Genomic DNA, 14,582 nt, shown 5'->3' on the forward strand with positions numbered 1-14,582 from the left:
GTCCCGGCGGTCCCGGCGGCGCCGGCCGGCGACCAACGGCGACCGACGGGATCGCGCCGACTGCCGATGTGATCGCGCCGACAGACCAGACCCGCCGTCCCGCCGCGATACCCCGCATACCATGGGCGGAAGGTTTCGCTGGGACGTGACGAGGAGGCAGGACGTGGCGGAGGCCCAGGACAAGCCGGACGCGGCGCAGGAGGACAAGCCCGTCAAGAAGCGCAAGAACGGGCTCTACCCCGCCGTGTCCGAGGAGTTGGCCGCCGTCATGAAGTCCGGTTGGGCCGACACCGAGCGGCACGGTCTCGACCCGATCAAGCAGGCGCCGTACGCCGCCGCCCGCCGCGCCGCGCTGTCCGCCCGCTTCCCCGGCGAGCGGATCGTGGTGCCGGCCGGCAACCTGCGGACCCGCTCCAACGACACCGAGTACCCCTTCCGCGCCTCCAGCGAGTACGTCCACCTGACCGGCGACCAGACGCAGGACGCCGTGCTCGTCCTCGAACCGCTGGCCGAGGGCGGCCACCAGGCCACCACGTACCTGCTACCGCGCTCGGACCGGAACAGCGGCGAGTTCTGGCTGGACGGCCAGGGCGAGCTGTGGGTCGGCCGGCGCAACAGCCTCGCCGAGGGCGAGCAGCTGCTGGGGCTGCCCTGCAAGGACGTCCGCAAGGTGGCGGACGAACTGCGCGAGGCAGCCGGCCCGGTCCGGGTGGTCCGCGGCCACGACGCGGGCGTGGAGGCGGCGCTCACCGACAAGGTGACCGCGGAGCGGGACGCCGAGCTGAAGGTGTTCCTGTCCGAACTGCGGCTGGTCAAGGACGAGTACGAGGTCGGCGAGCTGCAGCGCGCCTGCGACTCCACCGCCCGCGGCTTCGAGGACGTCGTGAAGGTGCTGGACAAGGCCGAAGCCACCTCCGAGCGCTGGATCGAGGGCACCTTCTTCCTGCGCGCCCGGGTGGAGGGCAACGACGTCGGCTACGGCTCCATCTGCGCCGCCGGGCCGCACGCCACCACCCTGCACTGGGTGCGCAACGACGGCCCGGTCAGGTCCGGCGAACTGCTGCTGCTGGACGCCGGCGTGGAGACCACCACCCTCTACACCGCCGACGTCACCCGCACCCTCCCGGTCAACGGCCGCTTCTCGCCGCTCCAGCGCAAGGTCTACGACGCGGTGTACGACGCACAGCAGGCGGGCATCGAGGCGGTCAAGCCGGGTGCCGCGTACCGCGACTTCCACGAGGCGGCCCAGCGGGTGCTGGCCGAGCGGCTGGTGGCGTGGGGGCTGCTGGACGGCCCGGTCGAGCGGGTGCTCGAACTCGCCCTCCAGCGCCGCTGGACGCTGCACGGCACCGGCCACATGCTCGGCCTGGACGTGCACGACTGCGCGCAGGCGCGGACCGAGGCGTACGTGGACTGCACACTGGAGCCCGGCATGGTGCTCACCGTGGAGCCCGGCCTGTACTTCCAGCCGGACGACCTGACGGTGCCCGCCGAGTACCGCGGCGTCGGGGTGCGGATCGAGGACGACATCCTGGTGACCGACGGCGGCGCCCGCAACCTGTCGGCCGGCCTGCCGCGGCAGGCGGACGAGGTCGAGGCGTGGATGGCCGCGCTGCGCGGCTGACCCCGGCCCCCGCACCGCGGGGCCGCCGACGGTGAGGTCGCCGGCGGCCGCCGCGGGGCCCTCACGGGCGTCACCGCCGGGCCGTCGTGGCCGGGCGTCGGCGACGGCGTCCTGCGTCTGGCCGTCGGCGGCGGTGGCCCCCGGCGGTGCGGCGGTCAGCGGTGCGGCGGTCAGCGGTGCGGCGGTCGGCTAGGACGCTTTGAGCAGCGCGTCGTCACGCCATTTCAGGACCTTGTCGAACGCCACGACCGTGCCGTGCCCCGGCCGGTCATGGAACTGGACGTGGTCCACGAGTGCTTCGATCATGCAGAGTCCGCGCCCGTCCTCGGCGTACTGCCTCCGGAGAGCCGGACGGGCCGGACGGCGGACGCGGTCGCGGGAGAAACCCGGCCCGGAGTCGGCCACTTCGATACGGCAGCGGTCGCCGTCGATCCGGGCGGTGACGCTGTAGCCCGTGGCGGATCCGGCGTGTTCCACGGCGTTCGCGCAGGCTTCGGTGAGGGCCACCGAGAGATCGAAGGAGATGTCGGGGTCGACCCCGGCGGTCTCCATCGTCCCCAGCAGCAGTCGCCGGGCCAGCGGAACACTCGCAGCCTCGCGCCGCAAATGGAGAGACCACCAGATGCTCATGCTCCAGCCTCCTGGCTGCGGCTCGACATACGGTTACGTATTGCCGCGAAGAGGCATCGGTAAGCGTCGTGTTGACGTGCGACCGCTCATTCGGCGGATATCACGGCCCGGCGTACGGCTGTAAAGGGACGACAGCCGCACACCACCGCGAGCCGGGCACCCGGTGTTCTCCCGCCGTGGCCGCGGTGAGAGGATGTCGGCCGTCATGGTCACCCCCGCCACTTCCGTGCGCGCAGGCGCCGGCATGCGACTGCTGCGGGCCGCGGTGTTCACCGCGGTCTGCGTCGTGCTGGCCGCCGCCGGGCACAGCATGGCGGCCGGCCGTACGGTACCGGGCTGGTCGCTGGCGTTCGGCTGGCTGGCGGTGTTCGCGGTCGTGGCGCCGCTGGCCGGGCGGGAGCGCTCGCTGCCGGGCATTTCGGCGCTGCTCGCGGTCGGGCAGCTAACGCTGCACGCGGTCTTCAACGTCGGGCAGTTGTGCGCGGCGGCGTCCGGCACCGGCTCGGCCGCCGCCGACCGCGGACTGATGGCGGTGGCCGCCCGGCTGGTGTGCGACGGCCACGGGACGCGGCTCACCCCGGCGAGCGCCCGCCAGGTGGTGGTGCGGGCCGGGCTGGACCCTGCCGCGCTCGGACTGCGCATGCCCGGGATGGACATGACGGGGGCCCACCAGGCGCACATGACCGGCATCCCCGGTATGCCCGCCGGTTCGGGCGCCGGCGCCGTGACGGCGTCGATGACGTCCATGTGCTCGCTGCCGATGCTGCTGGGCCACCTGCTGGCGGCCCTGGTCGCCGGCTGGCTGCTGCGGCGCGGCGAGGTGGCGCTGTGGCGGCTGATCCGGCTGTCGGTACGCGGCGCCGCGAGCCTGTCCGCGCTGTCACCCGCCGCCCTGCGCCGGGCGTTCGCGCTGCTGTCGGCACTGGCCGGCCGGGTGCCGTACGCCCGGCCGCGTGCCCGGAGCGCGGCGCGGGGCGCGCCGGACCGGCACCGCACGGTCTGGCTGCGGCACTGTGTGGCCAGGCGCGGTCCGCCGGCGGTCGTGCTCGCGGCCTGAACGCGCCCGCTTCTCCTTCGGACCTCTTCCCCGGGGCCGCTCCTCGCAGCCGCTCCCGGGAACCGCGCCCTGGACCCGTCCCCCGGACCCGTCCCGGGACGTCCTCCGGACAGGTGGCGCGCGTGCGGCCGCGGGCCGCCGACCGTACCCCGGACCCGTGCCACGGGCCGCGGGCGGGCGGCGGCCCGACACCCGCCACCGCCGGACGCGGTGCGCGGGTCCCACGCCACCGTCAGCACCACTTCACCGTGGAGAAGCACCTGCCATGAGCAGCTCTCGTATGCGCGGCCGTGCCGCGACCGTCGCCGCACTCGCCGGCTCCGCCGTCCTGCTGGCCGCCGTACCCGCCTTCGCGCATGTCACCGTCTCACCGGACGCCGCCGGAAAGGGCGGCTACAGCACGGTGTCCTTCAAGGTCCCCAACGAGGAGGACAGCGCCTCCACCGTCAAGGTCGAGGTCATCCTGCCGACCGATCACCCGATCGCGTCGGTGTCCGTCCAGCCGGTTCCCGGCTGGACCGCGCAGATCACCACGGTCAAGCTCGCCACCCCGGTGACGACCGACGACGGCACCGTGGACCGGGCGGCCGCCAGGATCACCTGGACCGGCGGGAAGATCGCCCCGGGCCAGTTCCAGCAGTTCCCCGTGTCGCTCGGACCGCTGCCGACGGACACGGACTCGCTGTCCTTCAAGACACTCCAGACGTACAGCGACGGCGAGGTCGCGCGCTGGATCGAGATCCCGCGGCCCGGTCGGCCCGAGCCGCAGAACCCGGCGCCGACCCTGACGTTGACCGCGGCCGCGGACGGCGCGGCGGCCGGGACGGCAACGGCAGCGGGGACGCCGCCCGCGGCGCCCGCCGCCGACGCCGGGAAGCCGGTGGCGGCCTCGGACGCGGTCGGCGGCAGCGACGGCACGGCCAGGGCGCTGGGCATCATCGGGATCGTCGTCGGAGCGATCGGCGTCGGCTTCGGGGTGTTCGCCGGGCGGCGCCGCCGGCCGGCGAACGCCGGGGCCGCGGGCGGTCCGTCGGAACCGGCCGTCTGATCCGGCCGTCCGTTCGGCCCGTCCGAGCGGCCCCGTCCATTCGATCGGCCCGCTCGGCCCGTCCCGCTCGACCCGCCTGACACGTTGTCAGGGCCGGGCGGTCGCGCGCCTCGCGCGGCCGCCCGGCTCCGGGCCCCCGGCAAGCACTCCGGGGGTCCGGGTCCCAAAGCCCCGTCCCTGCGTCCGTGCAAAGGAACCGTCTTCATGCGCACCCCTCTCAGGCTCGGCAGCGCCGCCGCCGCGCTGACCGCCGCCTCCGCCCTCCTGCTGACCGGCTGCGGCGGCTCCGGCGGCTCGGCCTCGGCCTCCTCCGACGCGGGGAACGTCGCGGCCGTCGCCGGCACCCAACAGGCCGGCACTCTGCTCGACACGCCGTTCGCCAAGCCGCGGATCACCCTGACCGACAACCACGGCAAGCCGTTCGACCTGGTGAAGCAGACCGCCGGACACCCGATGCTGCTGTTCTTCGGCTACACACACTGCCCCGACGTCTGCCCGACGACCATGAGCGACATCGCGCTGGCCGAGTCCCGGCTGCCCGCCGCCGACCAGGCCGAGCTCAAGGTGGTGTTCATCAGCTCCGACCCACAGCGCGACACCCCGGCCCGGCTGGACGAGTGGCTGGGCGCGATGGACAAGAGCTTCATCGGCCTGACCGGGAAGTTCCCCGTAATCCAGGCCGCCGCCCGATCGGTCGGCGTCGGCATCGACCCGCCGGTCAAGGAGAAGGACGGCAGCATCACCGTCACCCACGGCGCCGAGGTGCTGGCCTTCTGGCCCAAGGACGACAAGGGGCACGTGCTCTACATGTCGGGCACCACCGCCGAGCAGTTCCAGCACGACCTGCCGAAGATCATCAGGAGTGAGGCCCCGTGAGCCGGCGGCGCGCGCTGGCCGGCGCGATCGGGGGTACGGCCGCGGTGGCGCTGGCCGCCGCGACCGGGGTGTTCCTGAGCAGCTGCTCGTCGTCCGGCGCGCACGCCGCCGCACGGGCCAAGGCCCCCGCCGAGCTCTCGGTGAGCGGCGGCTACATACCCCGGCCGCTGCTCACCGACCTGGCCGCCGCCTACGTCACGGTCACCAACACCGGCGGCACGCCCGCCGAGCTGACCTCGGTGAGCACGCCGCTGGCCGCGCACGTCACCCTGCACACCACCAAGGGGACCACCATGTACCAGGTCGCCTCGCTGACGGTACCGGCCGGCGGCCGGCTGAGCCTCGGCACCGGCGGTGACCACCTGATGCTGGAGAACCTGACCCGCAGACCGCCGGTCGGCGCCAAGGTGACGCTGACGCTGCACTTCGCGCATGCCACGCCCGCCACGCTGACCGTCACCGTGCCGGTGCGACCGACGACGTACCACCCGGAGGGCTGAGAAGCCGATGGACCCACGGTTGTCCGCGACATCCGCCCGCCCGCCCGCCCGGCGCCCGCCCGCCCGGCCCTGGCGGCGCCGACTCGCCGCGCTCGCGGTGGGCCTGGGCGCGCTGCTCGGGCTGCTGCTCGCCGCCGCCGCGCCGGCGTCCGCGCACGCGGCACTCATCGGAACCGATCCGGCCGGGAACTCGGTGGTCGCAACCGCACCGCAGCGGGTGGTGCTCACCTTCTCCGAGGGGGTGCTGCTCTCCCCCGACAGCCTGCGGGTGCTCGATCCGCGCGGCGCGAACGTCGCGGTGGGCGCCGTCGGACACGCGGCCGGCAAGGACTCCGGGTCCACCGCCGCGGTCGGGCTGAGGCCGGGGCTTCCCGGCGGCACCTACACCGTGGCGTGGCGGGCCGTCTCGCAGGACAGCCACCCGGTCGCGGGCGCCTTCACCTTCTCCGTCGGCGCGCCCTCCAGGACCACCGTCGACCTGTCCGGCGAGGCGGCGGCGGGCAACGGTCCGGCCGCCGCGCTCTACGGGATTGGCCGCTATCTCGCCTACACCGGGTTCGCGCTGCTGGTCGGCGGCTCGGTGTTCCTCTCGGTGTGCTGGCCCAAGGGCGCGCTGCTGCGGCCGGTGCAGCGGATCGCCACCACCGGCTGGCTGGCGATGGTGGTCGCCACGATCGCGCTGATCATGCTGCGCGGTCCGTACGTCAACGGCAAGGGTCTCGGCCAGGCGTTCGACCTCGGGGTGGTTCGGGATCAGCTGGAGACCAGGCCGGGCGCGGCGCTGATCTCCCGGCTGCTGCTGCTCGCCGCCGCCGCGGTGTTCCTCGCGGTGCTCTTCGGCGGCTACTCCCGGCGCGAGGACCCGGCCGAGCGGGCCGACCTGGCCTGGGGGCTCGGCATCGGCGGCGGTGTGGTGTCGGTCGGCATCGCGGCGACCTGGGCGATGGCCGAGCACGCCTCGGCCGGCATCCAGCCCAAGGTGGCGATGCCGGTGGACGTGGTGCACCTGCTGTCGATGGCGGTCTGGCTCGGCGGCCTGGTGACGCTGCTGACCGCGCTGTGGGCGCCCTCGACGGCGGGCGTGATCGAACGGTCCGCGGTACGCCGCTTCTCCGCGCTCGCGCTGGGCGCGGTCACCGCGCTGGTCGCCAGCGGCACGTATCAGGCATGGCGGCAGATCGGCACCTGGAAGGCGTTCACCGGCACCTCCTACGGGCGGCTGTTGCTGATCAAGATCGGGCTGGTGGCCGTGCTGGTGGGCGTGGCCTGGTTCTCGCGGCGCTGGACGCAGGCGATCGGGGAGCCGGGCGCCGCGGCGAGGGTGCCGGACCGGACGACGACCGCCGCCGGGGAGAGCGCGACCGTGGCCGCGGCGGCCCGGCAGCCGGTCGGCGCGGGCTCCGCCGGCGGACCGGGCGGGGCCGGCGGCGGCGAGCGGGCCGCGCAACTGCGCCGCCAGCAGGCCGCCCGCAGCGCCGCGCGGGCCCGCAAGGCCAGGGACGCCGACCCGGCCCGCGGCGCGCTGCGCCGCTCGGTACTGGCCGAGGCGGTGGTCGCCGCGGCGCTGCTGACGGTCACCACACTGCTGACCGGCTCGCAGCCCGGTCGGGCGGCGGAGGAGCAGAAGGGGCTGGCCGACGCGCCGTCGACGCCGGCCGCGTCCTCGGGGGTGCCGGCGCAGCTCGCGCTGGACATCCCCTACGACACCGGCGGCCCGCGGGGCAGCGGCACGGCCGGCTTCACGCTGTCGCCCGGCCGGGCCGGGACCCCGAACGAGATCCATCTGCTGCTCACCGATCCGGCCAACGCCCCCGTCGACGTGCCCGAGGTCCGGCTGGCCTTCACGCTGCCCGCCCGGCGCCTCGGCCCGATCCAGGTACCGCTGGAACACGTCGACACCGGCCACTGGACCGCGACCGGTGTCCAACTCCCGCTGCCCGGCAGCTGGCAGCTGTCGGTGACCGTCCGCACCTCCGATGTCGACGAGGTGACCCAGACAAGGAACGTGCAGGTCAGCCAGTGAGCAAGCGACCCAGGCAGAAGCAGGACACGGCGGGTGCGGCGGGCGCTGCCGCGCGCTCGGCGGACACGGAGGCAGCGGGGGACGCGGGGAAGGCGGTGGCCGCGTTCGCTTCGGGCGCGGGGGGCGCGGCCGGGCGGGCTGCCGGGCCGGGGAGGGCGGCCCCGCGCGCCGCGGACCCGGCCGGGACCGGCGGGCCGGCGGCGCCCGAAAAGGGCGGGCCCTCCCGGCGGCTGCTGCTCGGCTCGGCAGGGGCGGCCGGCGTCGCCGGGGTCGCCGGGCTGGTGGCCGGCGGCGCGGCGGGTGCCGCGGTGGCGTCCGCGGTCCGGAACACGCCGGCCGCGCTGGACAGCGTGGGGGCCGGGCACATCCCGTTCGAGGGCGCCCGGCAGGCGGGGATCGTGGACCCCGCGCAGGCCCGCGGGCATCTGGTCGCCTTCGACCTGGCACCGGGCGCGGACCGGCGCGCCGCGGCCGGACTGCTGCGGCGCTGGTCGGACGCGGCTCGGGAGATGACGCGGAAGGACCGGCCGACCACCCCGGCGGTCTATGACGACCAGGTGGCCGACGACGCCGGGCCGTCCTCGCTGACCGTCACCTTCGGCTTCGGCCGGACCTTCTTCGGCCGGACCGGGCTGACCTCCCGGCTCCCCCGGGCGCTGGCGCCGCTGCCGGACTTCCCCGCCGACGCCCTCGACCCGCGGCGCAGCGACGGCGACCTGTGGGTGCAGATCGGCGCCGACGACGCGCTGGTCGCCTTCCACGCGCTGCGGGTGCTGCAAAAGGCCGCCGCCGGCACCGCGTCGGTCCGCTGGCAGATGAACGGCTTCAACCGCACCCCCGGTGCCACCGCCCGACCGGTGATCGTACGTAATCTGATGGGGCAGATCGACGGCACCAACAACCCCAAGCCGTCCGACACCGGCTTCGACCGCACGGTCTTCGTCCCGGCGGGCGGCAGCCCCTCCTCCCCGGCCTGGATGGCCAACGGTTCGTACGCGGTGGTGCGGCGGATCCGGATGCTGCTGGACTCCTGGGACCACCTGTCGACGGCCCGGCAGGAGAAGGTGATCGGCCGCCGCAAGTCCGACGGGGCGCCGCTGTCCGGCGGCGGCGCGACGGCCGCGGTGGACCTGGCGAAGTTCGGCGCCGACGGCTCGCTCGCCATCGCGGGCGACGCCCACGTCCGGGTGGCCGCCGCGGCCTCCAACAGCGGCGCGGCCATGCTGCGGCGCGGGTTCTCGTACCACGACGGCATAGGCGGCGACGGCGCCCCGGACGCCGGGCTGCTCTTCATCGCCTGGCAGGCCGATCCGCTGCGCGGCTTCGTCCCGGTACAGCGCAAGCTCGACGGGGCGGACGGGCTGTCGCGCTTCCTGCGGCACGAGGCGAGCGGGCTGTTCGCGGTGCCGGGCGGGGCGGGGCCCGGCGAGTACGTGGGGCAGCCGCTGCTGGAGGGGTGAGCGGCGCGGGGGCGGTCGGGGGCTCGGCGTCCTGGATGCGGGAGGCGAAGGGGTCGGGCCCCGGAGCGGGCGCGCGGCGAGCCCGCCCGGGGGATCGTGTTCCACGTGGAACAGTGAGCAGCCGGGCCGCGTACAGGCCATTAGGCTGACGTCATGTCGTCGGCGAGCCGCTATACGTATCTGGGACCAGCAGGCACCTTCACCGAGGCGGCGCTGCGTACGCTGCCCGAGTCCGCCACCCGTGAGCTGACGCCGATGGTGTCGGTGCCCGCGGCACTGGACGCGGTGCGCAAGGGGGAGGCGGGCGGGGCGCTCGTACCCATCGAGAACTCGGTGGAGGGCGGTATCACCGCCACCCTGGACCAGCTGGCGTTCGGTGAGCCGCTGATGATCTACCGCGAGGTGCTGCTGCCGATCGCCTTCGCGCTGCTGGTCAGGCCGGGTACTCAGCTCTCGGACGTCAAGACCGTCACCGGCCACCAGGCCGCGCAGGCGCAGGTGCGCAACTGGCTGGCCGAGAACCTGCCGGACGCCCAGTGGGAGTCGGCGCTGTCCAACGCGGACGGCGCCCGGCTGGTACAGGAGGGCGCCTACGACGGGGCGTTCGCCGGCGAGTTCGCGGCACCGTTGTACGGGCTGGAGCCGCTGGCCACCGACATCCGGGACGCGCAGAACGCCACCACCCGCTTCGTCCTGGTCGGCCGGCCGGCCCGGCTGGCCTCGCCGACCGGCGCGGACAAGACCTCCGCGGTGTTCTGGCTGCGGGACGACCACCCGGGCGCGCTGCTCGAACTGCTGCAGGAGTTCGCGATCCGCGGGGTGAACCTCAGTCGGATCGAATCCCGGCCGACCGGTGAGGGACTCGGCCGCTACTGCTTCTCCGTGGACGCGGAGGGGCATCTGACCGACCGCCGAGTCGGCGAGGCGCTGATGGGTCTGCGGCGGCGGTGTCTGAACGTACGGTTCCTCGGCTCGTATCCCCGGGCCGACGAGGTGAGCGTCCGGGTCACCCGCGGGACCACGGACACCGAGTTCACCGAGGCCGCGGACTGGCTGAACCGCACGTTGGACGGCCGCGGCTGAGTTTTCCACCGAGTTATCCACAGGCTGGTCCGGCTGCCTGTGGGTAACTTACAGACTTGTCGACACGGCAGTCCGACCAAGTCGACAAACAGGGATACAACCACCATCGTGGAACACAGTGACGCAGCTCACTCCACGTCACCCCAATTCACCCGGCGAATCCTCCCGAGCGAACATTTCTCACTCCAAAGTACGTGTGGAGCGGGTTCCCCTGGGGAATCCATGGCCGAACACCGCCCCCGACAAATGAGCTCCCTCTTCTCCACAGATCTTCCCCACACCCTGTGGACAGGGACCGGGAATATCGGCGCCGCCTGTGGATAACTCGACCCGCGAGGCCCCCGCCGCAGCCCTGGACGCGTTGATCAACTCCAGTTCTCCACAAGTCCGCTGACCCGCAGGAGGGGTCGGCGGAACACAGTTGACGAACGGCCTTTCCCATCACCTCGAGCGCACTTTCCCGACCAATTGCCCTTTTGATAGCGAAACGGTCATAAGGTGCATTACGCCGCTAAAGCGTCGCGTCCCGGACCCGCCCCCGGTAACCTGTGACCGTGATCGACCTTCGCCTGCTCCGTGAGGACCCAGCCCGTGCGCGCGCCTCCCAGCGCGCCCGTGGACAGGATGTCGCGCTCGTCGACTCCGTACTGTCCGCCGACGAACGGCGCAGGTCCTCCAGTACCCGCTTCGACGAGCTGCGCGCGGAACAGAAGCAGCTGGGCAGGCTGATCCCCGGGGCGCGGGGTGCCGAGAAGGCCGGGCTGCTGGAGCGGGCCAGGGAGCTGGCCGAGGCCGTCAAGGCCGCCGGCACCGAGCAGCACGAAGCCGCCGAGCAGGCCAGGGAACTGCTGCTTAGGATCGACAACCTCGTCCACCCGGACGCGCCGATCGGTGGCGAGGAGGACTTCGTCGTCCTGGAGCGGCACGGTGCCCCGCGCGACTTCGCCGCCGAGGGCTTCGCCCCCAGGGACCACCTGGAGCTCGGCGGCCTGCTCGGCGCCGTCGACACCGACCGCGGCGCCAAGGTCTCCGGCTCGCGCTCCTACTACCTGACCGGCGTCGGCGCGCTGCTCGGGCTGGCGCTGGTCAACGCGGCCGTCGCCCAGGCCGTCACGGCCGGCTTCACCCCGATGCTCACCCCCAACCTGGTCAAACCCGCCGCCATGGCCGGCACCGGCTACCTCGGCCAGGTCGAGGACGACGTCTACCACCTGGACAAGGACGACCTCTACCTGGTCGGCACCTCCGAGGTCCCGCTCGCCGCCTACCACATGGACGAGATCATCGACGCCGGCCGACTGCCGCTGCGCTACGCGGGCTTCTCGACCTGCTATCGGCGCGAGGCGGGCTCGTACGGCAAGGACACCCGCGGCATCTTCCGCGTCCACCAGTTCGACAAGGTGGAGATGTTCGTCTGCACGACGCCGGAGGAGGCGGACTCCGAGCACCAGCGGCTGCTCGCCTGGCAGAAGCAGTGGCTCGACTCCCTCGGGCTGCCGTTCCAGGTGGTCGAGTCGGCCTCCGGCGACCTCGGCGCGTCCGCCGCCCGGAAGTTCGACTGCGAGGCGTGGATCCCGGCCCAGGGCAGGTACCGCGAGCTGACCTCGACCTCCAACACCACCCAGTTCCAGGCCCGCCGCCTCAACATCCGGCTGCGCGACGCCGGCGGCACCCGCCCGCCGGCCCTGCTCAACGGCACGCTGTGCGCGGTGACCAGGACCATCGCGGCGATCCTGGAGAACCACCAGCTGGCGGACGGCTCGGTACGCCTGCCCGAGGTGCTGCGGCCGTATCTCGCGGGACGGGAGCTGCTGGAACCCGCCGCGGCCCCCGTCGGCGCCCGCGCCGCCGCCGAATGACCGCCGACGCCGCCCCCGGGCGCAGCGCCGCGCCCGGCCCCGCCCCCGCGCCGGGCGCCCCGCCGTACCGGCTGATCGCCACCGACCTGGACGGGACGCTGCTGCGCGCCGACAACACCGTCTCGGCTGCCTCGCGTACCGCACTGGCCGCCGCCACGGCGGCGGGCGCGGCGCACATCGTCGTCACCGGCCGCTCGGTGCCCTGGACCCGGCACATCCTGGACGACCTCGGCTACGACGGACTGGCCGTCTGCGGGCAGGGCGCCCAGCTCTACGACGCGGGCTCGCACCGGCTGCTGACCTCGGTGACGCTGGACCGCGGGCTCGCCGCGCTGGCGCTGGCCACGATCGAGGCGGAGGTCGGCCGGCTCGCGGTGGCCGTGAGCCGGGACGGGCTGTCCGGTGACGTACTCGTCGGCGAGGGGTACGTCTACCACCCCGAGCTGCCGGTCACCCTGGTGAGTGACACGGCCGAGCTGTGGGCGGCGCCGATCAACAAGATCTACATCCAGCACCCGGCCGGCCTGTCCGACGACGCCCTGGCCGAGGCGGCGCTGGCCGCGGCGGGCGATTTGGTGGGCGTGACCATGGCCGGCCACGGCATCGTGGAACTGCTGCCGCTGGGGCTGACCAAGGCCACCGGCCTGTCGTTGGCCGCCCGGCGGCTCCGCGTGCCGGCCGCCGAGACCATCGCCTTCGGCGACATGCCCAACGACATACCGATGTTCGCCTGGGCGGGCCGCGGCGTGGCGATGGCCAACGCCCACCCCGACCTCAAGGCCGTCGCCGACGAGGTCACCGGCTCCAACGAGGAGGACGGGATCGCGACGGTGCTGGGCCGGCTGTTCGCGCCGCCGGAGTGACCGCGTAGCAGCACAGGCCGATCAGCGCGGCCGTCAGGTGGCCGAGGTCGGTGAACGTCCCGTCGCCGGCCACCGGGTACCCGAAGAAGGCCAGCACCGCCGCCAGGTAGGCCCAGCGCCACGGCCGCGGCACCCGGTAGGCGAGGACGCCGACGACACCGGCCAGCCCGTAGCTGACCCCGATGTCGACGGTGTGGGCCAGCGACCGCGGCAGCCGGTCGTCGCGGATTGCGAACCGGACCGCCCGCTGGCTGACCAGCGTGGCCCCCACATGGGCCATCGCGGCGACCAGCAGCCAGCGGGCGGTCCCGAGCCAGCGCTCGGCGGTGGCGTGCACCAGCTCGAACAGGACGGCGTAGAACGCGAAGCCCGAGGGGGTCTCGATCCACAGCGCGCTGGCGATCAGGACTCTGATCGGGTGATGGCGCAGCTCGACCAGGTTGGTGCTGACGCTGTGCAGGAGGTACGACCGCAGGCCGGGCGACAGGCCGGCGGCTATGCAGCTGGTGACGGCCAGTATCGCCAGCCATATGTGGGTGCCCGGCGCGGAGGGCACCCAGTCCGCGACGGACCGCCGCACGTCGCCGGCGGTGATCCGGCGGCGCGGCGGGGCCGGCGGGAACGCGCGGCCGGGCGGGGATAGGGAGGTCTCCCCGACCTCCGGCGTCCTGGGTGCCATCCCTTTGAGTCTCCCCTACTCCTCCCCGGCCGGCTTGAGGGTGCGCAGCCTGCGGCCGGCGAACCAGCCCGCCGCCGCCGTCACCGCCACCAGCATCACCACCGAGGTGCTCAAGCCGACGTCGGAGCCGACCAGGCCGCCGCCGGCGAGCTTCTGGGCGACGGCGAGTGACCACTGCTGGACGCTGAGGGTACGGGCGCCGGGCACGACGTTGCCGATCACCGACTCCCAGACCAGCGCGTAGACCAGGCCGACCACCACCGCGTGCCGGGTGATCACCCCGAGCATCAGGAAGATCGCGGAGTAGGCGACGGACGCCGCCGTCGCCGCGACCGCGAAGGCGACCGCGAGGTTCTGGCCGTTGCCGCCGAGGACGTACCCGGCCAGCAGGGTGGGGACCGCGCAGAAGGCGACGGTGACGCCTATGGCCACCAGCAGCTTGGTGGCGATGACGGTGGACCGCCTGACCGGCTTGGCCAGCAGGTACACGATCGCGCCGTCGTCGATCTCCGGCCCGATGGCGCCGGTCCCGGCGATGACCCCGACCAGCGGCACCATCACGCCGAGCGCGAAGCCCCGCAGGATGTCGGCCGTGGTCGAGTCGTCCGCGCCGACCAGTGCGCGGACCGCGGCCACGATGAGCAGCAGCAGCGCGGGCAGCGCGAACAGCAGCAGGGCGCGGCGGCGGCCGAGCAGGCCGCGGTAGGTGAGGCGGGCGACGGTGGGGTGGTAGAAGGCGGGACCGGCGGACCGGACCGGCGGCGGACGGCGGCCCGCGGGGGTGGCGGCGGGCCCCGGGGTAGCGGCGGCGCGGACGGCATCGGCGGGGTTGGCGGGGGCCGGCAGGCCGGCGGGGTTGGCGGGGTCGGCGGGCATCGGT

The 14,582-nt window shown here is 74.1% G+C and carries 13 protein-coding genes; 10 read left to right on the forward strand and 3 right to left on the reverse strand.

Going from position 1 to position 14,582, the window contains the following annotated elements:
* Positions 1-163: 163 nt before the first annotated feature.
* Positions 164-1,624 carry an aminopeptidase P family protein gene (locus RLT57_RS14130; protein WP_399129843.1) on the forward strand — a complete coding sequence of 487 codons (1,461 nt, stop codon included), beginning with the start codon at positions 164-166 and terminating at the stop codon, positions 1,622-1,624.
* A 189-nt stretch (positions 1,625-1,813) separates the two neighbouring features.
* Here RLT57_RS14130 and RLT57_RS14135 read toward each other — a convergent pair whose 3' ends face one another.
* The gene (locus RLT57_RS14135; RefSeq protein WP_311297743.1) at positions 1,814-2,254 is read right to left on the reverse strand and encodes an ATP-binding protein; all 441 of its coding nucleotides are present in this window, start codon (positions 2,252-2,254) and stop codon (positions 1,814-1,816) included.
* Positions 2,255-2,459: 205 nt separating this feature from the next.
* On the opposite strand from RLT57_RS14135, the gene RLT57_RS14140 reads away from it, so the two are divergent.
* The 9 genes from RLT57_RS14140 (at position 2,460) to RLT57_RS14180 (ending at position 13,023) form a co-directional block, all read left to right on the forward strand.
* Positions 2,460-3,311, forward strand: coding sequence for a hypothetical protein (locus RLT57_RS14140; RefSeq protein WP_311297744.1), 852 nt, complete (start codon positions 2,460-2,462; stop codon positions 3,309-3,311).
* Between the two features lie 265 nt (positions 3,312-3,576).
* Positions 3,577-4,359 (forward strand): YcnI family copper-binding membrane protein, encoded by a 783-nt coding sequence (locus RLT57_RS14145; RefSeq protein WP_311297745.1) that lies wholly within the window; start codon positions 3,577-3,579, stop codon positions 4,357-4,359.
* Positions 4,360-4,563: 204 nt separating this feature from the next.
* Positions 4,564-5,235: an SCO family protein gene (locus RLT57_RS14150; protein WP_311297746.1), complete on the forward strand. Its 672-nt coding sequence runs from the start codon at positions 4,564-4,566 to the stop codon at positions 5,233-5,235.
* On the forward strand, positions 5,232-5,735 hold the full coding sequence (locus tag RLT57_RS14155) for a copper chaperone PCu(A)C (protein WP_311297747.1): 504 nt from the start codon (positions 5,232-5,234) through the stop codon (positions 5,733-5,735). Before RLT57_RS14150 ends, RLT57_RS14155 begins: the two co-directional genes overlap by 4 nt.
* A 7-nt stretch (positions 5,736-5,742) precedes the next feature.
* Positions 5,743-7,758: a copper resistance protein CopC gene (locus RLT57_RS14160; RefSeq protein WP_399128645.1), complete on the forward strand. Its 2,016-nt coding sequence runs from the start codon at positions 5,743-5,745 to the stop codon at positions 7,756-7,758.
* A gap of 95 nt (positions 7,759-7,853) precedes the next feature.
* Positions 7,854-9,218 carry an iron uptake transporter deferrochelatase/peroxidase subunit gene (gene efeB / locus RLT57_RS14165; protein WP_399129845.1) on the forward strand — a complete coding sequence of 455 codons (1,365 nt, stop codon included), beginning with the start codon at positions 7,854-7,856 and terminating at the stop codon, positions 9,216-9,218.
* Between the two features lie 153 nt (positions 9,219-9,371).
* Positions 9,372-10,301 (forward strand): prephenate dehydratase, encoded by a 930-nt coding sequence (gene pheA, locus RLT57_RS14170; protein WP_311297750.1) that lies wholly within the window; start codon positions 9,372-9,374, stop codon positions 10,299-10,301.
* A gap of 554 nt (positions 10,302-10,855) precedes the next feature.
* Positions 10,856-12,160 (forward strand): serine--tRNA ligase, encoded by a 1,305-nt coding sequence (serS, locus tag RLT57_RS14175; RefSeq protein WP_311297751.1) that lies wholly within the window; start codon positions 10,856-10,858, stop codon positions 12,158-12,160.
* The gene (locus tag RLT57_RS14180; protein WP_311297752.1) at positions 12,157-13,023 is read left to right on the forward strand and encodes an HAD family hydrolase; all 867 of its coding nucleotides are present in this window, start codon (positions 12,157-12,159) and stop codon (positions 13,021-13,023) included. Before serS ends, RLT57_RS14180 begins: the two co-directional genes overlap by 4 nt.
* Here the strand turns inward: RLT57_RS14180 and RLT57_RS14185 are convergent.
* Positions 12,956-13,702 carry a rhomboid-like protein gene (locus RLT57_RS14185; RefSeq protein ID WP_311297753.1) on the reverse strand — a complete coding sequence of 249 codons (747 nt, stop codon included), beginning with the start codon at positions 13,700-13,702 and terminating at the stop codon, positions 12,956-12,958. The genes RLT57_RS14180 and RLT57_RS14185 overlap by 68 nt on opposite strands.
* A 15-nt stretch (positions 13,703-13,717) precedes the next feature.
* Positions 13,718-14,578 carry an ABC transporter permease subunit gene (locus RLT57_RS14190; RefSeq protein ID WP_311297754.1) on the reverse strand — a complete coding sequence of 287 codons (861 nt, stop codon included), beginning with the start codon at positions 14,576-14,578 and terminating at the stop codon, positions 13,718-13,720.
* Between the last annotated feature and the right edge of the window lie 4 nt (positions 14,579-14,582).

Origin of the sequence: Streptomyces sp. ITFR-21 (assembly GCF_031844685.1) — a bacterium.
Classification (GTDB): Bacteria; Actinomycetota; Actinomycetes; order Streptomycetales; family Streptomycetaceae; genus Actinacidiphila.